Source organism: Winogradskyella sp. (assembly GCF_028289625.1).
Lineage (GTDB): Bacteria > Bacteroidota > Bacteroidia > Flavobacteriales > Flavobacteriaceae > Winogradskyella.
The window spans coordinates 79,807-106,804 of the sequence record NZ_JANQOM010000061.1; the positions used below are offsets into that span (position 1 = coordinate 79,807).

26 protein-coding genes and 1 tRNA gene are annotated in these 26,998 nt (G+C 34.6%); 18 read left to right on the forward strand and 9 right to left on the reverse strand.

Annotated features, from left to right (window positions below):
* From Q0992_RS12220 to Q0992_RS12230, 3 genes are all read right to left on the reverse strand, one after another.
* Entirely contained in the window at positions 1-1,383 is a 1,383-nt protein-coding gene (locus Q0992_RS12220; RefSeq protein WP_299524633.1) for a hypothetical protein, read from the reverse strand.
* A 145-nt stretch (positions 1,384-1,528) separates the two neighbouring features.
* Positions 1,529-2,653, reverse strand: a complete 1,125-nt coding sequence (locus Q0992_RS12225) for an aspartyl protease family protein (RefSeq protein ID WP_299524636.1) — start codon at positions 2,651-2,653, stop codon at positions 1,529-1,531.
* Positions 2,654-2,775: 122 nt separating this feature from the next.
* Positions 2,776-2,859: transfer RNA gene (locus tag Q0992_RS12230), tRNA-Leu, on the reverse strand.
* Positions 2,860-2,999: 140 nt separating this feature from the next.
* On the opposite strand from Q0992_RS12230, the gene Q0992_RS12235 reads away from it, so the two are divergent.
* The 3 genes from Q0992_RS12235 to pth all read left to right on the forward strand — a co-directional run bounded on the left by Q0992_RS12235 (position 3,000) and on the right by pth (position 5,500).
* Positions 3,000-3,941 (forward strand): ribose-phosphate pyrophosphokinase, encoded by a 942-nt coding sequence (locus tag Q0992_RS12235; protein ID WP_299524638.1) that lies wholly within the window; start codon positions 3,000-3,002, stop codon positions 3,939-3,941.
* 209 nt (positions 3,942-4,150) lie between these two features.
* A complete protein-coding gene (locus tag Q0992_RS12240) occupies positions 4,151-4,792 on the forward strand; it encodes a 50S ribosomal protein L25/general stress protein Ctc (RefSeq protein WP_299524641.1) in 642 nt (213 codons plus the stop codon).
* Positions 4,793-4,933: 141 nt separating this feature from the next.
* Positions 4,934-5,500, forward strand: coding sequence for an aminoacyl-tRNA hydrolase (pth, locus tag Q0992_RS12245; protein ID WP_299524644.1), 567 nt, complete (start codon positions 4,934-4,936; stop codon positions 5,498-5,500).
* A gap of 43 nt (positions 5,501-5,543) precedes the next feature.
* Here pth and Q0992_RS12250 read toward each other — a convergent pair whose 3' ends face one another.
* Complete coding sequence (locus tag Q0992_RS12250) at positions 5,544-7,832, reverse strand: reprolysin-like metallopeptidase (protein WP_299524648.1); 2,289 nt, start codon at positions 7,830-7,832, stop codon at positions 5,544-5,546.
* 101 nt (positions 7,833-7,933) lie between these two features.
* On the opposite strand from Q0992_RS12250, the gene Q0992_RS12255 reads away from it, so the two are divergent.
* From Q0992_RS12255 to Q0992_RS12320, 14 genes are all read left to right on the forward strand, one after another.
* Positions 7,934-8,842: a bifunctional riboflavin kinase/FAD synthetase gene (locus Q0992_RS12255; protein ID WP_299524651.1), complete on the forward strand. Its 909-nt coding sequence runs from the start codon at positions 7,934-7,936 to the stop codon at positions 8,840-8,842.
* Positions 8,835-10,142, forward strand: a complete 1,308-nt coding sequence (locus Q0992_RS12260; RefSeq protein ID WP_299524654.1) for an HTTM domain-containing protein — start codon at positions 8,835-8,837, stop codon at positions 10,140-10,142. Before Q0992_RS12255 ends, Q0992_RS12260 begins: the two co-directional genes overlap by 8 nt.
* 78 nt (positions 10,143-10,220) lie before the next feature.
* Positions 10,221-11,492 (forward strand): serine--tRNA ligase, encoded by a 1,272-nt coding sequence (serS, locus tag Q0992_RS12265; RefSeq protein ID WP_299524657.1) that lies wholly within the window; start codon positions 10,221-10,223, stop codon positions 11,490-11,492.
* A 392-nt stretch (positions 11,493-11,884) separates the two neighbouring features.
* Positions 11,885-13,672: a hypothetical protein gene (locus Q0992_RS12270; RefSeq protein WP_299524660.1), complete on the forward strand. Its 1,788-nt coding sequence runs from the start codon at positions 11,885-11,887 to the stop codon at positions 13,670-13,672.
* A gap of 99 nt (positions 13,673-13,771) precedes the next feature.
* Positions 13,772-14,092: a DUF4286 family protein gene (locus Q0992_RS12275; protein ID WP_299524758.1), complete on the forward strand. Its 321-nt coding sequence runs from the start codon at positions 13,772-13,774 to the stop codon at positions 14,090-14,092.
* Between the two features lie 102 nt (positions 14,093-14,194).
* Positions 14,195-14,983, forward strand: a complete 789-nt coding sequence (rsmA, locus tag Q0992_RS12280) for a 16S rRNA (adenine(1518)-N(6)/adenine(1519)-N(6))-dimethyltransferase RsmA (RefSeq protein ID WP_299524663.1) — start codon at positions 14,195-14,197, stop codon at positions 14,981-14,983.
* Between the two features lie 104 nt (positions 14,984-15,087).
* Entirely contained in the window at positions 15,088-16,461 is a 1,374-nt protein-coding gene (mgtE, locus tag Q0992_RS12285; RefSeq protein ID WP_299524666.1) for a magnesium transporter, read from the forward strand.
* A gap of 26 nt (positions 16,462-16,487) precedes the next feature.
* On the forward strand, positions 16,488-16,853 hold the full coding sequence (locus Q0992_RS12290; protein WP_299524669.1) for a cupin domain-containing protein: 366 nt from the start codon (positions 16,488-16,490) through the stop codon (positions 16,851-16,853).
* A 39-nt stretch (positions 16,854-16,892) separates the two neighbouring features.
* On the forward strand, positions 16,893-17,870 hold the full coding sequence (locus tag Q0992_RS12295) for a 2-hydroxyacid dehydrogenase (RefSeq protein WP_299524672.1): 978 nt from the start codon (positions 16,893-16,895) through the stop codon (positions 17,868-17,870).
* A 9-nt stretch (positions 17,871-17,879) separates the two neighbouring features.
* A complete protein-coding gene (locus Q0992_RS12300) occupies positions 17,880-18,290 on the forward strand; it encodes a response regulator transcription factor (RefSeq protein WP_299524675.1) in 411 nt (136 codons plus the stop codon).
* A gap of 107 nt (positions 18,291-18,397) precedes the next feature.
* Positions 18,398-18,859 carry a DUF4199 domain-containing protein gene (locus Q0992_RS12305; protein WP_299524678.1) on the forward strand — a complete coding sequence of 154 codons (462 nt, stop codon included), beginning with the start codon at positions 18,398-18,400 and terminating at the stop codon, positions 18,857-18,859.
* Positions 18,860-18,876: 17 nt separating this feature from the next.
* Positions 18,877-19,335, forward strand: a complete 459-nt coding sequence (locus Q0992_RS12310) for a DUF1801 domain-containing protein (RefSeq protein ID WP_299524681.1) — start codon at positions 18,877-18,879, stop codon at positions 19,333-19,335.
* Position 19,336: 1 nt separating this feature from the next.
* The gene (locus tag Q0992_RS12315; protein WP_299524684.1) at positions 19,337-19,723 is read left to right on the forward strand and encodes a VOC family protein; all 387 of its coding nucleotides are present in this window, start codon (positions 19,337-19,339) and stop codon (positions 19,721-19,723) included.
* Between the two features lie 61 nt (positions 19,724-19,784).
* Complete coding sequence (locus Q0992_RS12320; protein ID WP_299524687.1) at positions 19,785-20,264, forward strand: YtxH domain-containing protein; 480 nt, start codon at positions 19,785-19,787, stop codon at positions 20,262-20,264.
* A gap of 139 nt (positions 20,265-20,403) precedes the next feature.
* On the opposite strand, the gene Q0992_RS12325 is transcribed toward Q0992_RS12320, so the two are convergent.
* The 4 genes from Q0992_RS12325 to Q0992_RS12340 are packed head-to-tail and all read right to left on the reverse strand — an operon-like array spanning position 20,404 to position 25,346.
* Positions 20,404-21,780: a carboxypeptidase-like regulatory domain-containing protein gene (locus tag Q0992_RS12325; protein ID WP_299524690.1), complete on the reverse strand. Its 1,377-nt coding sequence runs from the start codon at positions 21,778-21,780 to the stop codon at positions 20,404-20,406.
* Positions 21,770-23,599, reverse strand: a complete 1,830-nt coding sequence (locus Q0992_RS12330) for a lysophospholipid acyltransferase family protein (RefSeq protein WP_299524693.1) — start codon at positions 23,597-23,599, stop codon at positions 21,770-21,772. Before Q0992_RS12330 ends, Q0992_RS12325 begins: the two co-directional genes overlap by 11 nt.
* A gap of 20 nt (positions 23,600-23,619) precedes the next feature.
* Positions 23,620-24,870 (reverse strand): aspartate kinase, encoded by a 1,251-nt coding sequence (locus Q0992_RS12335; RefSeq protein WP_299524696.1) that lies wholly within the window; start codon positions 24,868-24,870, stop codon positions 23,620-23,622.
* Entirely contained in the window at positions 24,870-25,346 is a 477-nt protein-coding gene (locus Q0992_RS12340; RefSeq protein WP_299524699.1) for a GNAT family N-acetyltransferase, read from the reverse strand. The genes Q0992_RS12335 and Q0992_RS12340 overlap by 1 nt, the downstream gene beginning before the upstream one ends.
* Before the next feature lie 133 nt (positions 25,347-25,479).
* Here Q0992_RS12340 and fbp point away from each other — a divergent pair, with 133 nt between their 5' ends.
* Entirely contained in the window at positions 25,480-26,487 is a 1,008-nt protein-coding gene (gene fbp, locus Q0992_RS12345) for a class 1 fructose-bisphosphatase (protein WP_299524761.1), read from the forward strand.
* Positions 26,488-26,531: 44 nt separating this feature from the next.
* On the opposite strand, the gene Q0992_RS12350 is transcribed toward fbp, so the two are convergent.
* Positions 26,532-26,963, reverse strand: coding sequence for a TerB family tellurite resistance protein (locus tag Q0992_RS12350; RefSeq protein ID WP_299524702.1), 432 nt, complete (start codon positions 26,961-26,963; stop codon positions 26,532-26,534).
* Between the last annotated feature and the right edge of the window lie 35 nt (positions 26,964-26,998).

A 26,998-nucleotide genomic window follows, 5' to 3' on the forward strand; every position in this document is an offset into this window, starting at 1 on the left:
TTATGGTTTTGGAACTACAACCGATCTATTAATCCAGCACTTAATTTCTATCGTTTTGCCACCTAAGCCTTTTAAAAATACCTTTTCTTTAGTTGGAGCTTTTGCCTCATAACTAGCTACATATTGATTAACATATGTTTGGAGTGTAGGATCAACACGAGATGCTTTTTCTGCCTCCTTAGCCGCTAACCAATAGACAGCCCTTTGGTAAAAATTGTCCTTCCCACAACTCTTATCCTTGGCACTATCGGCATACATTTGAGCAATTAAAAAATGTGGTCGCCCATTAGACGGATTGAGTTTTAAAGCCTTCAGCAGATAACTACGTGCCTTTACAAATTGATTCTTATTCTTTAATATAACTCCAATCCTGAACGCAATGTTCGATTTTTTATACGATCTGGTTTCTAACTGAAATGCTTCTTCTAAATACTGATACGCTTCTTTATCTTTTCCTTTTTTGAGCAATACTGTAGCGACATAAAGTTTGGTGTCTGCAGATGGCGCCACCTCGTCGTATTGCTTCACCAATTTTTCGTAGAGCTCATCATCTGTGCATTTCTTATGATACATTCTACTCACGGAACGCTTTAACCAGATAGAATCGTTTTGGTGGGTTTCGAAGCCCTTGGAGTATAGCTGAATTAAAATTTTGCAATTCGCTTTTTCATCTGCAATGGCATCCATGTTGTTCTTAATCAAAGTATAATTTTTCAGATAACTTTCATAAGCCCTTCTATTGTTGCTTTCCCTAGTCGTAAGTGATTTCCCTTTTTCTAATTTTAACACTAAGGCATTTAGTTTCTCTGAATAATTCTGTATTTCTAGCTCTATCTTCTCGCTAATATCATCATAGGTATTGAATAATTCTGTTGCTGACTTTTTGCCCTCATCAAACAATTCTACCATTAAAGAAAAATACGTATACAGACTCTTTGGATGTGTAAACGTTGCTTTATCTGATTTGAAAACCTCATCAAAACAATCGAAAAGTTCATTATTATTTTTACCTAACTCATCTTTATAATCATATTGTAATTGACAAGATTTGACGCCAAATTCCCCTTTAGGTGTTCTACTTTCAAAATACTGTTTTCGATCTTTCCAAAGCGCGATTAAATCTTCAATAAAACCTTTCTTCTCAACTCCTTCTGTTTTTCCAATCTTATACTTTAGAATTTTTTCACCATCGGCATAAATCGCTAAACTCAACTCTGGACAATTAGTTCTAATATGCAACCATGGCTCATATGCAGTATCATATTTTTTTGCCTTTACATATTGGTTAGCTAATGAAAGCTTTGTTTGGCATTCAATATTGTTTTGCGCATTTGTTATACCTATAAACAAGAAGAAATAAAAGACAATTGATTTTTTGGTCATAATGTATTTGATTAGTAGTTAGTTACACACTAAAAAGCTACAAAAAACATACCAAAGGCCTGTAGAGAAAAAAGTAAGCTTTATGTTTTAGCTTACTTTGCGATTTATTTGTGCTTAAAATCGGAACTAATGCTTAAAGATAGCGTCAAGGCTGATTCGCTAAAGTCTCGCTTTCAGAAATAGTTACTGTTTCTCCATTTTTTAACTGAATAGTAAATGGCGCTTTTGACTTTATCAATTGCCGTTGGTATTGATCCAAAGTACAAAAGCTACTAAATTGCTTCCCATCATATTGCAGTATCTCGTCTCCTTGTCTAACCCCTAAATTCCAGATTTCGCTTCCTTTTACAACACTTATAATTCTCATCGCACCATCGTAATAAGAAGCGTAACACGGATAATGATTATAAACCTCTTTAATCCGGGAAGATGAGACATAGAGTTTATTCTTTTGTAAACTTAAAAAAAGGGATAATCCTTTCCATAAATCATTTCCAATTTTTGAAGACTTTAAGTCATTATAATAAATAATAGGTGATACCATTACATTTTTAGATGTACTTTCTGGAAACTGAAACACCTTTGGTTTAGTAGCGGTAAATACACCATTGACATCAAAACTACCTGAATACACCTCAACTTGAGGAAAATCATCAATGTTAGTTAAGTTATACTCTTTTTTCGATATATTAGACGATATACCCGCACCTGTATCTAGTAAAAATTTAAAGCGATTTTCTTTGCGTTTCAAATACACATAGGGATGGTTTTTGATAAAATCAAAGCTTAACTCGTGCATTGAATCAACCTCATTAGGTAAATAATCTTTTGGATACATAACAAGTATTTTCTGCTTAAAATCAATTTGCCAATTGAGCTCCTTGATAATGTCAATACCGAGAATACCATCAATATTATGGCAGGAAAAAATAGTATTCTCAGCCGTATTTAAGATGCGGTGTCCTGTAATTTTTCTACTTCCTATGTTAATAGGACCACTCTTATAAAAACGCATTTTACTGCGCAAACCACTAGAAGATACTACACTAAGGGATTTATTAGTTCTTTTCAATTCATCTCTTGCCCAGTCATAAGCCACTGAATATTCTGCACCAGTGTCAAAAGCAAATTCTTTCTCTACACCATTAAATGATACAGGAATTATGATTAAACCCAAATCATTTCTAAAGGGAATCGTGTCTTGAAACTTTTGGCCAAAGCCTAGCTGGGTGAACAACAAGAAAACAAGTAGGAAAAATTGGCCTTTCATAGTTTGATAGGTTTAGAGACCAATATAAGAAACCAAAAAATTCTTTGGAATAGATTTATGTTTTTATTAATCAATTACTAAAAACAAAAAACTTCCAGTGTTATGAAACATTGGAAGTTTTGTACCAAAGGTGGGACTCGAACCCACACGCTATTGCTAGCATCGGATTTTGAATCCGACGTGTCTACCAATTCCACCACTTTGGCAATTTCGGACAGCAAAAATATAAAATATTTTTCGTCAACCAACTAAAAACAGAGGGATTATCCTTTAAGGAGCGAATAATTTTCCTAAATTTGAGCCCATCTTATAACTCAACTAACAACTCTTTTAATTACTAACTCAAATGCCCAATAATACTACTGAAGCCAAGATTTTTACATGTTCTCAAAGTAAAGATTTAGCAGAAGAAATTGCAGCTGCCTATGGTGTAAAATTAGGTAATGTTATTACATCCACGTATAGTGATGGTGAATTTCAGCCTTCTTATGAAGAATCTATACGAGGTACACGAATTTTTATAATAGGTTCTACGCATCCAGGACCAAAGAATTTAATGGAAATGCTATTAATGATTGACGCTGCCAAACGTGCATCGGCAAGACATATAACAGCGGTAATGCCTTATTTTGGTTGGGCAAGACAAGATAGAAAGGATAAACCAAGGGTCCCTATTGCTGCAAAATTAGTTGCCAAAATGTTAGAAGCAGCTGGTGCAACACGTATCATTACTATGGATTTACATGCAGATCAAATACAAGGGTTTTTTGAAAAACCTGTAGATCATTTATTTGCATCGACGATATTTTTACCTTATTTAAGAAGCTTAAATCTAGATAATTTAACTATTGCCTCGCCAGATATGGGTGGGTCCAAACGAGCTTATGCTTATTCTAAAGCTTTAATGAGTGATGTGGTCATATGTTACAAGCAACGTGCAAAGGCTAATGTCATATCGCACATGGAACTTATTGGAGATGTTACTGGTAAAAATGTAGTTTTGGTGGATGATATGGTCGATACTGCAGGCACTTTAACTAAAGCTGCGGATTTAATGATGGAGCGTGGTGCTATCAGTGTAAGAGCTATCTGTACACATCCTATTTTATCGGGCAGTGCCTATGAACGTTTAGAGAATTCAAGACTCGAAGAGTTAATTGTTACCAACTCAATCCCCTTAAAACAAAAAAGTAATAAGCTAAGAGTCTTAAGCTGTGCAAACTTATTTGCTGATGTCATGTATAATGTACACCACAACCAGTCCATTAGTAGCAAATTTGTGATGTAAAGATTGTCTCTCTAAGTTACCAATACTTATTTAAAGTCTTATTAAACCTGAAAATGCAAAAAATAGCATAAAACACTAGTATTTTTATATTATATGCTTAAATTTGCAGCCCTCAAAATGAGGTAATTAAACATATAATAACCAAACATTTAAAATGAAACATCTTTTGATGTTACATATGACAATTAAAAAACAATAAACAAAAACTCATGAAATCACTTACAATCAACGGATCTCAAAGAGAAAGCGTGGGCAAATCGTCAACTAAAGCCTTACGTAATGCTGGTCAGATTCCTTGCGTATTATACGGAGGAGATAAGCCACTACATTTCTCTGCACCAGAGTTGGCATTCTCTAAACTAGTATACACACCAAATGCGCATACTGTTGTGATTGCCTTAGATAACGGTGAAACATACAATGCAATTATGCAAGATATTCAGTTTCATCCAGTGACCGATAGAATCTTACACATCGATTTCTATCAAATTTTTGAAAACAAAGAAATCTCCATGGAAATTCCTGTTCAAATAGTTGGAACGTCTAAAGGTGTTTTAAATGGTGGAGTTTTAAGAAGACCTTACCGTAAGCTAAGAGTAAAGGCCATTCCTTCTAAATTACCAGATTTTATTGAAGTAGATATTACCCCATTAAAAATCGGAAGTAAACTTTACATAACAGCATTAGAGAATGAGGATTATAAATTTTTACATCCAGATAACACTGTTGTATGTCAGGTAAGACGAAGTAGATTAGCTGTAGTAGACGAAGACGAAGATGAAGGAGATGAAGCAGCAGCTACAGAAGGAGGTACGGATGCGGCACCTGCAGCTGAAGCAGCACAAGAATAACGAATTAGTATTCCTCTAATACCCAAAAGCATTCTGATACAGAATGCTTTTTTTATTTTTACACAAAGTGAAAAAATGTTTAAGTTTCTAAAAAAGTGGCTTGGTTTTAGCAATGTAATTGAGCAAAATGAAGAAGACCTTATGAAAAAATTTTTAATTGTAGGTTTGGGTAATATTGGCGAAAAATACAACAATACTAGGCATAATATTGGGTTTAAGGTATTAGATCATCTAGCTGAAAAAGAATCCATTTCTTTTGAAACAGTAAAGTTAGGGGATTTATCCAAATTAAAAATCAAAGGACGAACACTTGTTCTTCTAAAACCTAGCACATATATGAACCTCAGCGGTAAAGCTGTAAAGTATTGGCTAGAAAAAGAAAAAGTTCCCATAGAAAACTTACTTATTGTTACTGATGACCTTAACTTACCTTTTGGTACAATTCGTCTAAAAACTAAAGGAAGTGATGGAGGCCACAATGGTCTAAAAGATATTCAAGAGAAATTACAAACCACTAAATACAATCGTTTTAGGTTTGGAATTAGTGATGCGTTTAGCAAAGGAAGACAGATAGATTATGTACTAGGTAAGTGGAATGACGAGGAAAATGTAAAGTTAGATGAACGCCTAAATACATCAATTGAATTGATAAAATCTTTTGTTCTTGCTGGTGTTAATAACACCATGAATCAATTTAATGGAAAATAAAACAAGCCTCCAATTAAATATCTCTTAGCCTTGTATTAATCCTCTATTTTATTATAATTTTTCTGGCTATGTTGATCAATTCATTTTTAATTACTAGTAGATAGATACCAGATTCTGCATAACTAAGGTCAATTGATTCTCTAAAGCTAGAAACTCCATTTACATATTGTTTTTCAAAAATTCTTCGTCCTCTTATATCATAGATTGAAATGTCAAAATCGTCAGTAATAGAACTATCTAACACAACATTAAACCTACCATCACTAGGATTGGGATAGATGTTTAATTCGATATCATTGTCATCAAATTCGCTTACAGACAAAGATTCTTGCACGGAAAAATTAGCCCGATTAATTGCATAAAATATGTTATTGTGCCCTTCTACTTTTACTCTGGCTGTTGATGTATTACCACCGACATCAGGCACAATTATATCATGTATACCATCATTTGGCACATCAGAAGCTAACACAAACGGATAGGTAAATCCTCCATCTATCGATAACTGTATATTTACTGTAGGCGTATTTACAGCACCAACATCTGTACCTGCAACGTTCCATGTCACTGTTTGATTAGTGCCTTCATCCCAAATTTCATTTGTGGTTTGTGAGGTAACAACAAACGGCCCTGAAATCCCATCGACGCTCACTGACATGGTATCATAACTACTTTGTGGTGTCTGACCTACGCCATTTGTTTCACTTCGATCTCTTACAGTCAAAGCAAAATTTAACGTCCTTCCAACGGTTGAAACAGTTTCCCATGAAGAGTTATCTGAAGTTTCAAAGGGGTTTATTTCCGTTAACAGGTTAGAAATAACTCTTTCAACAATAGGCATATATCGATCTGGAGATGTGCTCGGAGGTCTTGACCTCCATAAAGCGCCTGTGGTTTTAGTAGGTCCAAAATTATCTGTAGTTGTTATGCCGTCATCAATCTGTTCCCAATTATAGTATAAAATATCACTATCAGCATCCGTTGCGCTTCCCTTCAAAACAAAGGCTGTTCCATTAGGTATTGTATAATCCGGTCCAGCATCAGATACTGGCGGATTATTGCTAATTGGCGTACTAGTCCAGCACGTTCTAGTTTGTAAATTATTCAAAATTTGTAAAATACTGTAGTAATGGAAATAAGGATCGGAGTGATCTTGCACGTCATTACTAAAGGTTATTCCGGCATAACCCATAATCGTAGTCCCACTTCCAGGTTCTGCATTTACTCCTCTGCCTTCACTACTAAATGACCAAGTATGATTGGCACCCATTTGGTGACCTATTTCGTGTGGCACATAATCAATATCAAAAAAATCGGACATGTATGGACCTCCATCATTATCTAAAAAAGTATGCCTAGACCAGCCTCTACCTTTTTGATTATCAACACACACACAGCCTATACAACCCGCATTACCATTATTTGCGCCGAAAGCAAACAAATGTCCTACATCATAGTTGGCTTCGCCAATATTTAGTGTCAGTGTCGTTTGAAGTTGAGTATTGAAAGCACCAGTGTAAGGATCTGTTACAGGATCGGGATAAATAATTTCTGTTCCACTTACTAAGATAAAAGTCACAGCCATATCTACCTCAAAAACTTCATTATTCCTATTTAAAGTAGAAACAACTTGTGCCAAAGCATCCTCTTGAGCGTTCCCATTACCTGCATTTCCGTCATCCCAAAAATTGGTATATTCACCTGTTGTAGATATTGCTATTCTAAATGTTCTAAGAATTTGATCATTCGCATCTCTGCCAGTAATACCATTAAAATCCATTAGGAAAAATTCATCTCCTGTTAAACACCCATAACTTTTTACATTGCGCGTCCATACATCCCTAGTGTAAGTAATGTAAGATGTATTGTCTATTCTACTTGTTGGCACTGTAAAGGTTAAAGGTTCATCTGATGAAGTAATCATTGTTTGAAGCCCTTGTGGAGTTACACTAAAACGTACTCTAGTTCCAAGATGATCGATACTAAACCCTAAATAGGTCTTAATATTTGGGTATTGCCGCGATAATTCTTCTGAGAGAATTGGAGCTTCAACAACCCTAAATTGTTCCATCTCACCCTTATTATTTGGAAGGTAAATCGTGGTATTAGAAATTCTGGTACCAGACGACCGAAGTGGCGCATTTACCAACTGTGCTTTAAAGGCATCATAATCTAAGTTATATGTTTGATAAAACTTTTCGTTTAATTCGGACTTGTTGTCGCCAGAACTTAAATTTTTATCTTTTTTTTGCCAATAACTCTGTTGAGCTATGGCAGAAAATAAGGTTAAAAACATGGATAATGACAAAACAAAATGTAGTTTTGTTTTCATAATTTTTTTGGGTAAAAATAAAGTTTAACGAATTTAAGATTTTTTGTGCTAACAGTAAGTATTTTGCCGAAAAACAACCAAAACCTTACAAAATTTGACTTTTGATTAAGAATTCTTCAAAAATTATCACGGTAGGAACATTCGATGGTGTTCATATTGGCCATAAAAAAATTTTAAATCGCGTAGTTAACCTAGCCAGCGAGAACAACCTCTCACCTTCTGTCTTAACTTTTTTCCCTCATCCTCGGATGGTACTTCAAAAAGCCGATGATATTAAATTACTGAATACAATTGAAGAACGTATCAGCATATTAAAAAATTATGGCATAAAGGATGTTGTCGTTAAGGAATTCAACCCAACATTTGCCAACCTTTCAGCAGAAGACTATGTAAAAAAGATTTTGGTCGATGAACTCAATACCAAACAAATCGTCATCGGTTACGATCATCATTTTGGCAAAAACAGAAGTGCTAATATCAATGATTTAAAACATTTTTCGAGAAAGTATAACTTTACAATTGAGGAGATTTTGGCTCAAGATATTGAGGATGTTACGGTAAGTTCTACAAAAATTAGAAATGCTTTGAATACTGGAAAGATCAGCATTGCAAATTCTTTTTTAGGTTACAATTATTTTATCACTGGTGAAGTTATTAAAGGAAAGGGATTAGGTAGAACTTTGGATTTTCCTACGGCTAACATTTATATTAAGGAAAACTACAAATTAATCCCTGCCAATGGTGTCTATGTCGTAAAATCCAGAATTGAAGATTCTACTGTATATGGCATGATGAATATTGGCATAAACCCAACAGTAGATGGAAAAACGCGTTCTATTGAAGTGAATTTCTTTAATTTTGATAAAGACATTTATGGAAAAGTGATACGAATAGAATTTCTTCATTGGTTGAGAAGTGAGCAAAAATTTGAGAATCTTGAAGCTTTAAAAAAGCAATTAAGTACTGATATGAATAATGCCAAAGACTTTATAAAAACGCTAAATGAATAAGTTTTTATTTAAACATATCGATAATTCAGGACTTATTGTTTTCAGGATTGTCTTTGGACTTCTATGTTTTTTAGAATCAGTTGGCGCCGTGTTTACAGGTTGGGTAAGACGCACACTTATTGAACCAGAATTCACCTTTTCGTTCATTGGGTTCGAATGGCTACAACCGCTACCAGGAAATTGGATGTATGCTTATTATATAGTTATGGGTATGTTCGGATTGCTCATTATGGTGGGCTACAAATACAGATTCAGCATGTTTATGTTCGCCACCATGTGGACGGCAACTTACTTAATGCAAAAATCATCCTATAACAATCATTATTACCTTTTATTTATTTTAAGTTATTTAATGGTGTTTTTACCAGCACATAGATATGCGTCTTTAGATGTTAGATTCAATCCCTCATTAAAGCGTATATCAATGCCTAGTTGGTGTAAATGGATCTTTGTCATTCAGTTATTTATCCTTTACACATATGCTTCTATCGCAAAACTGTATCCAGATTGGCTAGACACATCGGTGGTTGCTTTATTAATGAAAGGAAGAGCCTATTATCCAATTATAGGCGATTTGTTACAAAAAGAATGGATACATTATTTTATTGCTTATGGAGGTATTTTATTTGATGGGCTAATTATTCCATTATTATTGTTGAAACGCACACGAAAGTATGCTTTTTTTATATCTATATTTTTTCATTTGTTCAATTCTATAGTTTTTCAAATTGGGATTTTTCCTTATTTATCATTAGCCTTCAGTTTGTTCTTTTTCGAACCCAAAACGGTAAGGGATATTTTCCTAAAAAAGAAAGAATTCTATACATTAAACGAGCTTAAGGTTCCTACGTATAATAAGTTGTTGATTGGTATTTTTTCAATTTACTTTTTAATTCATATTGCACTTCCGTTACGTATTCATTACTTTGAAGATAATGTGTTATGGACTGAAGAAGGCCATCGGCTTTCTTGGCGCATGATGCTTCGCGCAAAAAGAGGTACTGTGGCTTACACCGTAATTGATGAAGCTACCAATAACACCATCCCTATTAAGCTCAATGATTATCTCACCAAAAAACAGCAACGCAGTGCGAGTACTAAACCCGATTTTATTTGGCAATTTGCACAACGCCTAAAAAAAGATTTTGCTAAACATGGCAAATCGGTAAAAGTATACGTAAGAGCTTATGTGAGTGTAAATGGGAAACCCTCAAAGCAGCTTATTGACCCCAAAGTTGATTTGGCAAATGAAGAATGGTACCATTTTAAACACCACGACTGGATATTGCCTTCGAAATAGTTTTTATCCGCTCAAATTCTTTTTACATTTGTGGCTTGATTTTCTTATGCCTATTGGCGTAAACTCAAAATTGCAGATATGTTACAAGTTGCTTTTATAAGAGAGAATAAGAACGATGTTATTCAACGTTTATCTAAACGAAATATCGACGCTACCCAAATGGTTAATGACGCTATTTCTTTGGATGAAGAGCGAAGGCATCTTCAAACTAAACTAGACAGCACAAAGTCAGAATCTAATACCTTGTCAAAAGAAATAGGCAACTTGTTTAAATCTGGAGAAGTTCAAAAAGCAAATGCGTTAAAATCAGAAACTTCCGCGCTAAAAGAGACCGTAAAAACTTTAGAACAGGAGCTAAACGAAAAAGCTGATGCGCTTAAAGAACTGCTTTATAAAATTCCGAATGTTCCTCATGCTTCAGTCCCCGAAGGTAATTCTGACGAAGACAATGAAGAGATTTTTAGAGCAGGTTATATTCCTCAACTGGCTGAAGATGCCCTACCACATTGGGAGTTAGCAAAGAAATACGACATTATTGATTTTGAACTCGGCAACAAAATTACTGGTGCAGGGTTCCCAGTCTATAAAGGAAAAGGCGCCAAATTGCAACGTGCCTTAATTACCTATTTCCTAGATAAAAATACAGAAGCCGGTTATACTGAATATCAGCTACCTCATTTGGTTAATGAAGCCTCAGGAATTGGAACTGGTCAGTTACCAGATAAGGAAGGGCAGATGTATCATGTCACTGCAGATAATCTGTACCTCATACCAACCGCTGAAGTCCCAGGCACAAACCTATTTAGAGATACACTTTTAAATGAGAGTGATTTACCCATTAGTGTTACAGGTTATACACCTTGTTTTAGAAGAGAAGCAGGAAGCTATGGAGCACACGTTAGAGGTTTAAATCGATTGCATCAATTTGATAAGGTAGAGATTATTAGAGTAGAACATCCTAATAATTCATATAATGCCTTTGAAGGCATGATTGCTCATGTCAAAGATATTCTTAATGAGCTAAAACTACCTTATCGAATTTTAAAGCTGTGTGGAGGTGATGTTACTTTTGCTTCAGCTTTAACGTATGATTTTGAAGTATTTTCAACGGCTCAAGACCGTTGGTTAGAAATTTCTTCGGTGTCTAACTTTGAAACTTTTCAAGCCAATCGTTTAAAATTACGTTTCAAAAATAGTGAAGGTAAAAATGAATTATGCCATACCTTAAATGGCAGTTCATTAGCATTGCCAAGGGTTTTAGCAGGTATTTTAGAAAACTATCAAACTAAAAATGGTATCAGAATTCCTGAAGTTTTAATCCCTTATACAGGTTTTGATGTGATTTCTTAGCCTTTAATTTTTGAGGAATTCTGACTTTTTTGTTAAAAAAATATGTTTTTTATCGATTTTTAGTGTATTTCTTCGGTTTTTTTAATTATTTTTGAGAAGTTAGTAGTCCCAATTTAGAACAAAACCTAATTATGAAAAACATTAAACGTATTGCACTTCTTGTTGCATTAGTTGTTATGGTAAGTAAAGTGTTTTTTTAACTATAATTAGAAAAATAGTAAAATAGTAAAACGCCAAGACAAAGTAATTGAATCATGTTTAGAACAAATAATGGTTAATAGCACATTTATTTTGCTGGTTAAAATGCCTAAACACTCAGTTTAGGCATTTTTTTATAAAAACATTTACAATAACTAGATATCGCATTTGTTATATTTACAAAAAATGCTCAATTGAAAACATTACCTATCATAATAGTTCTTTTATTAGGTACTCTTTTTGGCTTTACCCAAAACAGTGAGGTTCTAGCAGATAGTTATTATAAAAAGGGCGAGTTCAAAAAAGCCTTAGTTATCTATGAAAACCTTAATAGGGAAAAACCATATAGCTACAAATACCTTTACAAACTTATAGATACCCACCAACAATTAGAGCAATTTAACCAAGCAGAAAATATACTTGTACAGCGCTTAGACAAACGTAAAAACCCAAGCCTAATAGTAGAGTTAGGTTATAATTATCAACTTAAGGATAGTTTAGATAGAGCAGACCTTTTGTATAAAGAAGCCATATCGTACATCGACGAAAATCCAAACTACATATACAGCGTCGCCAAAAAATTTGAGGATCATTCCCTTTTAAACCAAGCTATTGAAGTCTACAATAAGGGTAAAATCTTAACACCAGACAAAAACTATAGTATTCAATTAGCTCGAATTTATGGTGACCAAGGGAACATAGAAAAAATGTTTGAGAACTATATTGATTATGTGGCTTACAGACCTAACTACCTCAACAATATCAAACGTGCAGTGAGCGACTTCATATCAGAAAATAAGGATAATGAGAATAACATCTATTTGAGGCGTCTACTTCTGAAGAAAATTCAACAAGAACCTAGCCCTTATTGGTATGAGTTATTGAGTTGGTTATATGTACAAGAAAAGGCTTATAATAAATCCTTTGTTCAGGAAAAGGCACTTTACAAACGTAATCCCGAAAGTTTGGATCGCATCATTGAATTAGCTATTACAGCACTCAATGATAATGACGATGAAACCTCAAAGACTATTTTTAATTATATTCTAGAAACCACACAAGATGCCAGCACGGCACTGACCGCACATCAATACATCTTAGAAATTGATTCTGAAAATGCAACATCAGAAAAAGAGCTCAACCGTATTGATGACCAGTATAATGCCTTATTTGATGCATTTGGAAAGTCAGAATTGACATTAGCATTACAACTGGCTTACGGTGAATTTTTAGCATTCTACCAACAAGATACAGAAAGTGCTACAGCCTTCTTAAGACAAAGCATGAAGCTTAATATATCAGAATTTCAGGAAGCGAAAGTTAAGTTACTTTTAGCTGATATTCTGGTACTTCAAGAGCGCTTTAACGAAGCATTAATCTTCTATTCGCAAATTCAATTAAGTTTAAAGAATAGTACCATTTCTCAAGAAGCACGATTCAAAGTAGCCAAGACCAGTTATTACAAAGGAGATTTTGATTGGGCGGAATCGCAATTAAAGATTTTAAAATCTTCTACATCACAGCTTATTGCCAATGACGCGTTAGATTTAAAACTATTGATTTCGGATAATAAATACGAAGACAGTACACAAACCGCCCTAAAGCATTATGCCAAAGCTGATTTGTATGCATTTCAAAACAAAACGGACGAAGCCATCACTTTGTTAGATAAAATTTTGGAAGAACATAAAGGTGAAAGTATTACAGACCAAACCTTATTTCAACAAGCCAAGCTATTTGAAAAGAAAAAACAGTACAATAAGGCTGAAGCCAACTACCTTAAAATAATTACGGATTGGAAGGAAGATATTTTGGCTGATGATGCTCATTACCGTCTAGCGGAACTTTACAATACACACTTGGCAAAACCAGAAGGAGCCAAGCAACTCTACGAGAAAATCATCTTTGATTTTGAAGATAGTATCTACTTTATCGACGCTCGTAAAAAGTTTAGAATGCTGAGAGGTGATAGCATAAACTAGCTTATAGGTCTGGTGACTGAGGCTCTCGAAGTCACCATTACAAATAAAAGCGGCTTCGAGAGCCTCAGCCGCCAAGAATTAATACTAAAGTTGAATCCAATAATATACAACGTCACAGTCAATATCGACGATTCCGTCCACGACGAATGGCTCACTTGGATAAAGGAACATATTCCACAAGTCTTGGCCACAGGTAGATTTATTGATGCCAAACTCACCAAAGTGCTCGTTGAAGAAGAAATGGGAGGCACTACCTATTCCATACAATACAAAGCCCATTCTAGAGAAGCTTTAAATGCATATTACACGAAAGATGCTGAGCGACTCAGAAGTGATGGTATCAAACGTTTTGCCGATAAGATGCTGGCTTTTAGAACGGAATTAGAGGTTATTGATGAGTATTCGGTTAATTTCAATTAAGTTTGCTTGTCATTCCGACAGAACTGTTACACTGAGCGACAGTCGAAAGATTCGAAATGACAAATCGTTACTATATCATTAAACTATAAATTTTTCCATTTCGTGCCAAACCAACATCAAGTCAAAGCCAAAAAGCACTTAGGTCAGCATTTTCTTAAGGATGAGAATATTGCCAAAAAAATAGCAGACACCTTGTCATTAAAAGGTTATGACGATGTTTTGGAAATCGGCCCAGGTATGGGAGTATTGACCAAGTATCTGCTCAAAAAAGACATCACTACTCATGTTATAGAAATCGATACGGAATCTGTAGATTATCTAAAAAACAACTACCTCAACCTTGCCGATAGAATCTATGAAAAAGACTTCTTAAGGTACGATTTGACCGAAATTTTCAATGACAAACCTTTTGCTATTATTGGTAATTTCCCCTACAATATATCGTCTCAAATCATTTTTAAAACACTTGAGATGCGTCAGCAAATCCCTGAGTTTTCAGGTATGTTTCAAAAAGAAGTGGCCCAACGTATTTGTTCTAAAGAAGGCTCTAAGGTTTATGGCATTCTTTCGGTATTAACACAAGCTTTTTATGACGCTGAATACCTATTCAGTGTATCACCAACCGTATTTAATCCACCACCAAAAGTAGAATCTGGCGTTCTACTACTCAAAAGAAAAGTCAACTTTATGTTGCCTTGCGATGAAGACCTATTCTTTAAAGTGGTTAAGACCGGCTTTCAGCAGCGCAGAAAAACATTACGAAATAGTTTAAAAGCATTTAATCTTTCCGATAATTTAAAAGCAAATACTATCTTTGGGCAGCGACCAGAGCAATTAAGTGTTGCGCAGTTTATTGAACTGACGTCGTTAATAGAGAAAGACCAAAATTAAAGACTTGGTCATTGCAAGGACAAGGAACGTGGCAATCTCAACTAATCAATACTTTTAATTGAGTAGATTGCTTCACTAAGTTAGCAATAACAAAATTAAATCACGTGGAAGAGCTTCAAGATAACATACAATTTCAGCTAACCGATGAACTTATTGAAAAGGTGGAAATCCTTGTCGAAGATCAAAACGACAAGGAACTCAAAAACCTTCTCAATGAGTTTCACTATGCTGATATTGCCGAAATTCTTGATGAACTCGATTTAGACGACGCCATTTATGTCATTAAACTCTTAGATTCTGAAACAACATCAGATGTACTTACGGAGCTCGATGAAGATAATCGCGAAAAAATACTCAAAAATCTATCTGCCAAAGAGATAGCAGAGGAATTAGAAGAGTTAGATACCGATGATGCGGCAGATATCATTGCTGAACTTCCTGAGGAGCGCCAAGAAGCTGTGATGTCTCAAATTGAAGACGAAGAGCATAAAGCCGAAATCCAAGAGCTCCTCACTTATGATGACAATACTGCAGGTAGTTTGATGGCAAAAGAGCTTGTTAAAGTTTATGAAACCTGGACAGTTGCCGGCTGCTTAAGACGCATCAGAGGACAAGCCAAAGAAGTGACAAGAGTACATTCTATATATGTTGTTGATAAAGAAGAGAAGCTGATTGGTCGTTTATCACTAAAGGATCTAATTGTTGCTAAAAGCGATCAGAAAATTGCGGAAATTGCTAAGGACAATGTAGATTTTGTTCATGTCAATGATGATGATGAAGATGTAGCTAAAGTTATGGCCAAATACGATTTAGAAGCCATTCCGGTAGTAGATGATAACCAAACCTTATTGGGTAGAATTACCATTGATGATATCGTCGATGTCTTAAAAGAAGAAGCCGATAAAGATTATCAATTAGCTGCAGGTATTACTCAAGATGTCGATTCTGATGATAGCATTATTGAGCTTACCAGAGCGCGATTGCCATGGCTCTTTTTAGGGTTAATAGGTGGTGTCGGTGCATTTATTATTATGTATTATTTTGAAGGCTTCCTCCCTAAACAAGCTGTGATTTTGTTCTTATTCACACCATTAATTGCAGCAATGGCTGGTAATGTTGGTGTACAGTCTAGTGCTATCATTGTGCAAGGTCTAGCCAATGATGATGTTAAGGGCAGTATCAATAACCGTCTCATCAAAGAGATGTTACTTGCGGCATTAAATGGAGTCATTCTATCTTTGTTTCTCTTTCTGTTTGTTTGGATCTGGACTCAAAATTTTGAATTAGCATTAGCCATTTCCATTTCTCTCATAGCTGTAATCATCGTTGCAGGTTTGATAGGCACTTTTGTGCCTTTGTTTCTAGACAAACGTGGTATAGACCCTGCCATAGCTACTGGTCCCTTTATTACCACCAGTAATGACATTTTTGGTATTGTTATTTATTTATTAATTGCCAAACTCATTCTAGGTATTTAATACAAATCCTTTTGTAACTTTATTGCATGAAGGCAATAAACATTAAAGACAAGCATACTTTGTTTTCAAAACAATGGCATCCACATCGTATAGCGACAGTTGATGATATGCAAGTGATACTTGCAAAAATTAAAGGTGAATTTGTATGGCATAGCCATCAGCATGAAGATGAATTGTTTCAGGTGATTAAGGGTACACTTTACATGCAATTTAGAGATCGGACAGAAGTCGTTAAGGAAGGAGAAATGATTGTAGTGCCCAAAGGCGTTGAACATAATCCTTGCACAAAGAATGACGAAGAAGTACACCTTTTACTATTCGAAAAATTGAATACGGCTCACACTGGCGATGTTGAGCATCAGAGAACACAAACTGAATATCCTTGGATTTAATTCTCTCATTCCTGCCTTCGCAGGAATGACAGTACGCATATGAAAATTTTACATTTAGACTCTAACCATCCACTACTTTTAAATCAGCTTAACGATTTAGGATTTACCAATCATGAAGATTATACATCTTCAAAAATAGAAATCGAAGCCAAAATTGCAGATTATGAAGGTATTATTATTCGCAGTCGTTTTACAGTAGATAAGCAATTTCTAGATGCCGCAATCAACCTAAAATTCATAGGTCGTGTTGGCGCTGGATTAGAAAACATTGATTGTCATTATGCCGAGGAAAAGGGAATTGAGCTCATATCGGCTCCAGAAGGGAATAGAAATGCCGTTGGCGAACATGCATTAGGTATGTTATTATCGCTTTTTAATAAACTCAACAAAGCGGATAAAGAGGTCAGACAGGGTAAATGGCTACGTGAAGCGAATAGAGGTATAGAGCTTGATGGAAAAACCGTTGGGCTTATCGGTTATGGCAATATGGGTAAAGCTTTTGCTAAAAAACTAAGGGGCTTCGATATTGAAGTACTTTGCTATGACATAAAAGCTGGTGTTGGTGATGAAAATTGCAGACAAGTTACTTTAGAAGAACTGCAAGAGAAGGCCGATGTATTAAGTTTACACACTCCTCAAACTCCTCTTACCACGAATATGATAAACTCTAATTTTATTAATGCATTCAAAAAACCGTTTTGGCTTATTAATACAGCACGTGGCAAAAGTGTAATTACTGAAGATTTAGTTGATGCACTAGAATCTGGAAAAATCCTAGGCTCCGGATTAGATGTTTTGGAATACGAGAAGTCCTCATTTGAAAATCTATTTAAAATGGATGAACCTAAATTTAGATGGATGCGCAAAGGGAAAAAGACCAATTTACCAGATGCGTTTCAATACCTTATCAATGCTGATAATGTATTACTAACACCACATGTCGCTGGTTGGACAGTTGAAAGCCATATTAAATTAGCGCAAACCATAGTAGATAAAATCAAAGCAAAATTTTGCTAATTTTAGAGCATGAAGAAAACCATTCTTGTTTTTGGATTGCTTATACTAGCACTACTTTTACTTTTTCACTTTAGCAAATATGCAGTAATATCAGGAGACTTAAAAGTAGAGTTTGTTGTGGCTATAATAGCCATTGTTTTTTTCTTTATTGGTATATACATAAACAAAAAGAGTTTACACCAATCCGTTAAACCTTTAGGAGAAATCGACCATCAAAAAATAAAAGAACTCGATATAAGTAATCGAGAATACGAAGTTTTGCAAAAAATAGCTGAAGGTTTATCTAATAAAGAAATTGCAGATAGTCTTTTTTTATCTGAAAGTACAATCAAAACCCATGTCTCAAATCTTTTGGTCAAACTAGATGCAAAACGAAGAACACAAGCTGTCAAAAAGGCAAAATCCTTCCAAATACTATAATTTAAATCGCTTTTGAACTAAAGTATGAATGCTTTGGTACTTTCGTATGAGTACCAAATCATTAATCAAATCTACTTTTGATCTGCTTAATCATTAAATCAATTATTATGAAAAGTACGATATTAAAATTTGGATCTTATGGACTAATTACAGGTTTTATTATTTTTATTTTACATCTTATCATAGGTATAGATAATTTGGATTATTCCACAAATGAAATCTTAGGTTATGTCTCGATTTTTATTTCACTATCTTTTATCTTTTTTGGATTAAAACACTATCGAGACAAAATAAATAATGGAGTATTATCCTTAGGGAAAGCCCTATCCATAGGAATCCTTATTTCATTATTAGTCGCTTTAGGAATTAGTATTGCGGACTTCGTATATACTAAATTCATTAATCCTGATTTTTTTAGTAACTATGAACAAATGATGAAAGAACAGGGTAAGGCCGATCAAGTTATGGAAATGACTAGTGCCACAGGCGCAATATTTATGATGGTTCTGGTTACCGTTATTGGATTTATTATATCTTTAATCTCAGGCTTAATTCTACAACGTAAATAACTTAAATCAATCAAATTATGCAATACAACGCTACATCACCTGAGGACTACATCGGTCAGGTTCCAGAAGAACGTCAGGAAGCTTTAAAAAAGTTACGTCAGGTTATCAAAGACAATTTACCTGAAGGATTTGAAGAAGGTATACAATACAAAATGATAGGTTACTATGTGCCGCATTCTGTTTATCCAGATGGCTACCATTGTGACCCTAAGACACCTCTACCATTTATAAGTTTTGCATCTCAAAAAAACTCGGTTAACTTATATCATAGTGGTATTTATGCAAAAAAAGAACTATATGATTGGTTTGTAAACGAATATCCCAAACATTGCACACGCAAACTAGATATGGGCAAAAGTTGCATTCGATTTAAAAAAGTTGAAGAAATTCCTTTTGAACTCATTGGAGAACTAACCCGTAAAATGACCTGTAAGGAATGGATAAATATCTATGAAACTGCCTTAAAAAAGAAATAACATGAAAAAACGCGTAACAGGAATTGGAGGTTTGTTCTTTAAATCCAAAAACCCACAGGCATCAAAGGATTGGTACAAAAAACACTTAGGCTTTAATACAGACGCTTATGGATGTACGTTTTGGTGGAAAGATAAAGATGGGAATGATTGTTCTACACAGTGGAGTCCCTTTAAAGAGGATACCGCTTACTTTCAACCTTCCGAGAAACCCTTTATGTTTAACTATCGCGTTGAGAATCTAGAAGCATTATTGGAAATTTTAAGAAAAGAAGGTGTAACAATTGTAGGAGACATGGAGACATATGATTATGGGAAGTTTGCTTGGGTACTGGATAATGAAAACAATAAAATTGAATTATGGGAACCAATTGACTCTGCATTTCAATAATTGCATAACATTTTTTTAGTAATTTTAGGCAACACTATTAATCATTAAAACTATTTAAACTATGTCAGACGATAATAAAGATTTAGGCGACGAGCTTAACGATATGATTGGCGATGCCAAGGAAAGTGCTAAAAAAGCAGGAGAAAAAATTACCCAAAAAACCAGTGAATTAGCCGATGACGCTAAAGAGTTTGCTGAAGAGGCTAAAGAAAAGGCTACAGAGTTTGCTAATGAAGCAAAAGAGGTATTAAGTGATGGAAAAAATGTTGCTATTATTGCTCACATCACTCTCATCGGATGGATTATTGCAATAATAATGAATAGCAGTAATAAAACTGAATTAGGGTCTTTCTACATAAGACAAATGCTTGGATTTATAATTATTTCTTTTGTTTTGGGGTGGATACCAATTTTGAATATACTTGTTTTATTAGTATTATTTGTTGCATGGATAATGAGCTTAATTGGTGCATTAGGTGGCGAAAAGAAAACATCTTTTCTCCTTGGAAGTCAATTTCAAGAATGGTTTAAAAGTTTATAGAAAATCATTTAAACCCAGAATTAATATTCTGGGTTTTCTTTTTATAAACCATAATCTCGAGATAAACAATCGCTAATTCACAAGGCTGTAACCAAAATGTATTATAGACCTCTTTATTTATAGTATAAAAGGCTATAATTTATGCCTTTACAACTTTTAGTAAAAAATAAGATGGCTCACCTTGTTTTCCGATAGTAAAAAAAACATCGCTCCCATCTACACTAACAAAAATTTCCATTTGTATATTTTCACCATTTGCAATACTAACAAGTGAATTTTCATTAATTTTAGAAAGACTCCAAGTAGACTGATTTATTGCTGAAGTCAGCATTTGAAAAAAACTATTAGCTGCAGTAGTTTGCAGATTAAATGTTTTATCTGAATTAAAAGTAAATTGGGCGTTCTTAAAACTATCCACCATCAAACTAAAGGGTGGTTCTTTGGAAGACTTTTCTACACTAACAACATTCCAATTGCCTTCTAAAAAATCATCATTTACAATTTGAGAATCACTATCTAAATTATAATCCGAAGGCACGGAGTCCCCTACACGTTGACTCCCCATGTAGCCATTAAAAAATACCCCAACAATTGGTGCATAGTTTCCAAACCTGTCTACATAAAATTTGTCTGTATTAACCTCAATACTTGATTGAATATCCTTGTCATATAAAATAGTAACCTTCTTATTCAGTGTAACTTGTTTAAACGAAGAATCCTCTAGGTCCCCAACTGTAAAATAAGCCCATTCATTAACTCTAAACCTACCATAGAAAATCCAATAACCTTCACCTTTTAGATTTTCATTAAATAAGGCTCTCATAAAATGCTGAACAGATCCTTTAAAAGCTCGTTCCCTTTTTTTAATAGTACTTTTTTTATTTGATTTTTTTAAATCCTTGTAGAAAGTAGTACCATAATATGTGAGTCTATTCTTTGTGAATGAATTTGTGGGGATATTGGCATATTTAAAACTTAACTCAAAATCAATGATATCATAATCTATTTCATATTGTAAAGCCTTGTTTTCAATTTTTATTGGAGCTTTAGCACTTGCTGAGAGGACCCTATTTTCCTTATCATAACGCAATATAAGATCATCTTCATTTAATATCTTACAGGATTTTGCAATTTTTGAAGTCCCTAAAAATTCTTTTCTGAATAAACGTAGTTTTTGCTTTCGGGTTAACCCGTCATCGTAATCTAGGTTAACCTCATCTAAAGCTATAGAGCTTGGCTTTAAAGCTATCGCTATATGTTCCTTATCCCTGTAATCATTAATAATGATTTTTTCAAAGCCCAAATAGGAAATCACTAAACTCGACTGAATGGCATCAGTGTAAGTAATTGAAAACTCACCATTTTCATTAGTAGTGGTTCCAACAGTGGTATTGTCAAAGTAAACAGAAACCGTTTCTAAAGGTTGATTGGCACTAGCATCAACTATGGTTCCTGTTAATATCTGTGACCAACAGCAGACAGGGGCTAATAAAAAAATCCATAGTCTATTTATCATGGTTATCAATAAATTTACGCTCAAGCTCGGCCTGAAACTCTTCCATTACTGGTCTAACCGTACTTTCTGGTAAATCTGCTATTTTTATGTACATCAATCCATCTACCGCATTATTAAACAAAGGATCTACATTAAATGCCACAAGTTTGGCATTTTGTTTTATATATTTTTTGAGCAATACTGGCAGTCGCAAAGCACCAGGCTCAACTTCGTCTATAATTTTGTCGAATTTATTTAAATCGGCTTCTGTTTCGTCAAAAACAAAATCCTTATCTGCATCTTTTAACTTTACCTTAAATTCCTTTTTAGGGTGAACATATTGCGCCACATAAGGATCATAATAGTGCGATTTCATAAACTCAATCATCAGACTCTTCGAAAAGTTAGAAAATTGGTTACTTATACTCACACCTCCAATTAAATATTGATGTTCAGGATGACGCAATGTAGTGTGAACTATCCCTTTCCAAAGCAAAAAAAGTGGCATTGGTTTTTGCTGATATCTTTTTACGATAAAGGCGCGTCCCATTTCTATGGACTGACTCATCATCTTGTAAAGCTCTGGCTCAAAACGAAATAAATCCTGCAAATAAAACCCATTAATCCCAAAACGTTCAAAAATCTGGGATCCCAATCCCATTCTGTAGGCGCCAGCAACTACATTTTTGTCCGTATCCCATAAGAACATATGGTGATAATAAGTGTCAAAAGTGTCCAAGTCAATAGCTTCATTAGTCCCTTCCCCTACTTCTCTAAAAGTAATTTCCCTAAGTCTTCCTATTTCCCTTAAAATATTTGGCATATCCTTAGCTGATGCCAAATACACCTCATAGTTTTTACTTACCAGAAGTCGACAATCCTTTTGTCTTAGACCTTCAACCTCGTCCATCATTACTTCAGGATCAATGGGAGTTACAATACGTTTGGCAGTTTTCGGAACCTTAACGGTAGATTTAATGTTGTCTAAAATCTTTGGTTTATCCTCAAAACTTTTAGACAGCATATAGGTTTTTCGCCTTAGAAAATCTGAAAAATCGGGTAAATCGCTATGCTCTTTTTGATCCTTCACCGAAATAGGACGACCTATCCTTACATTAATAATTCTTCGTTTTTGGGTTAACAATTCTGAAGGTAATTTTGCTGTTCTAAGCGTATCACTGATTTTAGACAATCGGTAGAATAGTCTACTATTTTTGGCATGAAAATATATAGGAACCACTGGCACTTCAGCTTTCTTTATGAGCTTCATAGCCGCTTCTTCCCATGGTTTATCTACAACTAATTTCCCATCTCTATAAGTTGATACTTCACCTGCAGGGAAAACACCTAGGGGATGACCTTCCTTTAAATGCTTTATTGCATTTTTAAACCCAGTAATACTGCTCTTTACATTCTTTCTGTCTTCAAAAGGATTCACAGGCATTATGTAGGGTATCAGCGGTTCTATTCTGTGAAGTAAAAAATTAGCGATAATTTTAAAATCTTCACGTTCTTCTAGCATCAATTTTAGCAATAAAATACCATCTATACCTCCAAGTGGATGATTAGAGATGGTAATGTAAGCACCATCTTTTGGAAGACGCTTTAAATCTTCTTCTGGGATTTCGAATTTTATCTGAAAATCATCTAATAACGCATTTAAAAAGTCTAAATCCGAAAGATGTTTGTTGCGTCTGTATATCTTATTTATGGAGGAAATTTTTAGAACCTTCATTAATAGCCAACCAAAAAAAGTTCCTATGAAACCATACTTGTCTGCATGAATAGCTTTGGCAACTTCCTTTGCTGTGACCAATCCCGTATCAGACGATTTCCCCATAAAACAAATTTAGTAAAATGTTATTTAGTTACGATTTGAACGGTTTCTTGTGTTAATTGTTTCAATAAGACAGTTTTATCCCTTTCAAGTTCTTTTATGGCAGCTTGATTGTAATGTCTAATGGTATATAGACTCACATTATCGTGGCATGTTACATTAAATTTTGCTTTTAAGTGTTGTATTAACTTATCACGATTGTTATAAATATTATCTATGCATACTGAAAAACTAATGGCTGAATTCTGAATGACATCTACCTTCATTTTATATAGATGCAATAAACTAAATATGTCACTAATGTTTTCTTCTACGATATAAGAGAAATCCAAGGATGACAGGGAAATCAAAATCTGATTTTTCTTAACAATAAAGCAAGGGATTTCTGGCTCTATAGCTTCTCCTTTGCTGACACAAGTACCTTGTGCCGTAGGATTTAAAAATGATTTTACGTAAAGTGGAATTTCTTTTTGCTGTAAAGGTTGAAGCGTTTTTGGGTGAATGACTGACGCGCCATAAAATGCTAGCTCTATGGCTTCCCTGTAGGAAATTTGATGCAATAACTGAGCGTTTTCAAAATAGCGTGGGTCGGCATTTAAAACTCCAGGAACATCTTTCCAAATAGTTACATTTTCGGCATTTAAACAATAGGCAAAGATAGCAGCGGTATAGTCACTACCCTCTCGTCCAAGGGTTGTTGTAAAATTATTGGCATCGCTACCCAAAAAACCTTGTGTAATATTAAGAACCGACCTATTTAGATTTAATGAAATATTGTCTTGGGTTTGTTCCCAATTCACATTGGCTCTTCTATAATAATTATCGGTTTTAATATAATCCCTTACATCTAGCCAAGTATTTTCTAAGCCTATCTCGTTAAGATAATAGCTAATGATGGTCGTCGATATAAGTTCGCCAAAGCCTATGGTTTGGTCATAGACATAATTGTAGTCTGGCGATTTGTTACTCTTAAAAAACAAAGCCATTTCATCAAAAAGTGCTTTTACAGCAGCAAATACCTGATGGCGTTCATTGTCGAATAAATCCAGTAAAATCTCATTATGATACTTAATGACTTCATGAATAGAACTTTGCAACTCATTTTTGTTTTCAAAGTAGTTTTTAATGACTACTTCCATAGCATTCGTCGTTTTTCCCATAGCTGAGACGACTACCAATGTGTTCTCGTAACCAGTTGTTTTTAAAACTGTAGCTAAATTCTTTACCCCTTTCGCATCTTTTACCGACGCTCCCCCAAATTTATAAACGCGCATTATATCTCTTTTAGATAATTTTCAATTCCTTTTTCATCAAGCTGAACCACATCCCAATCTCGCATTACTTTTGCACCTTTTTTTTCGTAGAACTTTATAGCTGGCTCATTCCAATCCAGAACTTCCCAATTAATGCGTTTTACACCCAATGATTTACCATATCTTACCACTTCATCTAATAACAGAGTACCTATGTTCTTACCTCTTTGCGATTGGCTTACTATTAAATCTTCAAGATGTAAGACTTCACCTTTCCAAGTTGAATATCGCATATAAACTAAAGCCATACCTTCAATTTTTTGGTCGACTTCTACCACAAAGCACGTAAACTTAGGATGATTATTAAACCCATCAGATTGTAACATGTCTATAGTAACCTCAACCGCATTAGGTTCTTTTTCAAAGACAGCCAGTTCTTTTATAAGTTCTAGAACTCTTGGCATATCTTTTTCTGTGGCGAGTCTTGGTTGGTTCATTTTTTTCTTTTTTAAAAAAAGAACTCAAATATAATCTAAACTGACTTTAGATAACAATTTATTTAAATCACGAAAACGTTATAGTTTGTTAAAAAATGCGATATTTGTGGCAATTAATCAATATAAAAACTTCATGTCTCAACGCAATCAAACTCTAGGTGAGTTTATCATTGAAAACCAAGCTTCATTTAAATACACTTCCGGCGAACTTTCAAGACTTATTAACTCTATTCGATTAGCAGCAAAAGTGGTCAATCACGAAGTTAATAAAGCAGGATTGGTCGATATTCTTGGTGCGGCTGGTGATACCAATGTGCAAGGCGAGGATCAGCAAAAGCTAGATGTCTATGCCAATGAGAAGTTTATACAGACCATGACCAATAGAAATATTGTTTGTGGTATTGCGAGTGAGGAAGAAGATGATTTTATTACCATTAATAGTCAAGATGAAAATCACCAAAACAAATATGTGGTTTTAATAGATCCTTTGGATGGGTCTTCTAACATCGATGTTAATGTATCGGTAGGTACGATATTCTCTGTATATAGAAGAGTTACACCTGTCGGAACACCAGTAGGCTTAGAGGATTTTCTTCAGAAAGGAATCAACCAAGTGGCTGCCGGATATATCATCTATGGAACCTCAACCATGCTTGTTTACACGACTGGTGATGGTGTTAACGGCTTTACACTAAATCCTGCAATAGGCTCTTATTATTTGTCTCATCCAAACATGCAGTTCCCTGAAGATGGGCGCATCTATTCCGTTAATGAGGGTAACTATATTCATTTTCCTCAAGGCATCAAAGATTATATTAAATATTGCCAAATGGAGGAAGGAGATAGACCATACACCTCTCGATATATTGGTTCTCTGGTTTCTGATTTTCATAGAAACATGATTAAAGGCGGTATCTATATGTATCCTAAAAGCTCTAAAGCTAGTAATGGAAAACTACGCCTGCTATATGAGTGTAACCCCATGGCTTTTTTGGCTGAACAGGCTAATGGAAAAGCAAGTGATGGTTTTACACGCATTATGGAAATTGAACCCACTGAACTCCACCAACGTGTTCCTTTTATTTGTGGCAGTAAAAATATGGTAGGAAAAGCTGAGGAATTTATGCAAAAATCGATATAAGAAAGAACAAAATTGTTTGTCTTTTTTATGTGTTTAAGAATTCATTACTGATTCATCTTTTTCATCTTCTCAGTAAACTCATTTAGGTCTACCTCGTAGTAGACCAAACTTAACGCTTTATCGGCAATATATTTTACATTTTCAGGATTAAACCCAAGACCAATGCACAGTTTTTCTAAAAGACTAACTTGATGCTCCCCTTCGATATGGTCCGCCCATACCATGCGTGCCAAATCGTATAAACGCTCTAAACGCTTATCATAAGAATGTGGTGCGTTAATGGGATGGCTTTTGTAATTCTTTAAAATGGCTTTGTAATCGTGTTCTGTAATATCTAATCGAATAGCCAAACGATCTAAAAATTCTCTTTCAGCATCATTGATAACCCCGTCGCTCATTGCCACCCTAACTATAGCGGCAAAATGGTCTTCATTTCGCTTTTTAAATCCACTTTCGAATAAATCTGAAATTGACATATATTGTATTTAATTCTTCTAAGAGCAAATATATG

Excerpts from the sequence above, each read along its gene's own strand:
- fbp (WP_299524761.1), top strand. The coding sequence starts at position 25,480 with ATGTCTCAACGCAATCAAACTCTAGGTGAGTTTATCATTGAAAACCAA.
- pth (WP_299524644.1), top strand. The coding sequence starts at position 4,934 with ATGAAAAAATTTTTAATTGTAGGTTTGGGTAATATTGGCGAAAAATAC.
- Q0992_RS12350 (WP_299524702.1), bottom strand. The coding sequence starts at position 26,963 with ATGTCAATTTCAGATTTATTCGAAAGTGGATTTAAAAAGCGAAATGAA.
- Q0992_RS12235 (WP_299524638.1), top strand. The coding sequence starts at position 3,000 with ATGCCCAATAATACTACTGAAGCCAAGATTTTTACATGTTCTCAAAGT.
- Q0992_RS12300 (WP_299524675.1), top strand. The coding sequence starts at position 17,880 with ATGAAGAAAACCATTCTTGTTTTTGGATTGCTTATACTAGCACTACTT.
- Q0992_RS12335 (WP_299524696.1), bottom strand. The coding sequence starts at position 24,870 with ATGCGCGTTTATAAATTTGGGGGAGCGTCGGTAAAAGATGCGAAAGGG.
- Q0992_RS12250 (WP_299524648.1), bottom strand. The coding sequence starts at position 7,832 with ATGAAAACAAAACTACATTTTGTTTTGTCATTATCCATGTTTTTAACC.
- Q0992_RS12260 (WP_299524654.1), top strand. The coding sequence starts at position 8,835 with ATGAATAAGTTTTTATTTAAACATATCGATAATTCAGGACTTATTGTT.
- Q0992_RS12225 (WP_299524636.1), bottom strand. The coding sequence starts at position 2,653 with ATGAAAGGCCAATTTTTCCTACTTGTTTTCTTGTTGTTCACCCAGCTA.
- Q0992_RS12220 (WP_299524633.1), bottom strand. The coding sequence starts at position 1,383 with ATGACCAAAAAATCAATTGTCTTTTATTTCTTCTTGTTTATAGGTATA.
- Q0992_RS12315 (WP_299524684.1), top strand. The coding sequence starts at position 19,337 with ATGAAAAAACGCGTAACAGGAATTGGAGGTTTGTTCTTTAAATCCAAA.
- serS (WP_299524657.1), top strand. The coding sequence starts at position 10,221 with ATGTTACAAGTTGCTTTTATAAGAGAGAATAAGAACGATGTTATTCAA.
- Q0992_RS12330 (WP_299524693.1), bottom strand. The coding sequence starts at position 23,599 with ATGGGGAAATCGTCTGATACGGGATTGGTCACAGCAAAGGAAGTTGCC.
- Q0992_RS12325 (WP_299524690.1), bottom strand. The coding sequence starts at position 21,780 with ATGATAAATAGACTATGGATTTTTTTATTAGCCCCTGTCTGCTGTTGG.
- Q0992_RS12340 (WP_299524699.1), bottom strand. The coding sequence starts at position 25,346 with ATGAACCAACCAAGACTCGCCACAGAAAAAGATATGCCAAGAGTTCTA.
- Q0992_RS12310 (WP_299524681.1), top strand. The coding sequence starts at position 18,877 with ATGCAATACAACGCTACATCACCTGAGGACTACATCGGTCAGGTTCCA.
- Q0992_RS12240 (WP_299524641.1), top strand. The coding sequence starts at position 4,151 with ATGAAATCACTTACAATCAACGGATCTCAAAGAGAAAGCGTGGGCAAA.
- Q0992_RS12305 (WP_299524678.1), top strand. The coding sequence starts at position 18,398 with ATGAAAAGTACGATATTAAAATTTGGATCTTATGGACTAATTACAGGT.
- Q0992_RS12290 (WP_299524669.1), top strand. The coding sequence starts at position 16,488 with ATGAAGGCAATAAACATTAAAGACAAGCATACTTTGTTTTCAAAACAA.
- Q0992_RS12320 (WP_299524687.1), top strand. The coding sequence starts at position 19,785 with ATGTCAGACGATAATAAAGATTTAGGCGACGAGCTTAACGATATGATT.
- Q0992_RS12295 (WP_299524672.1), top strand. The coding sequence starts at position 16,893 with ATGAAAATTTTACATTTAGACTCTAACCATCCACTACTTTTAAATCAG.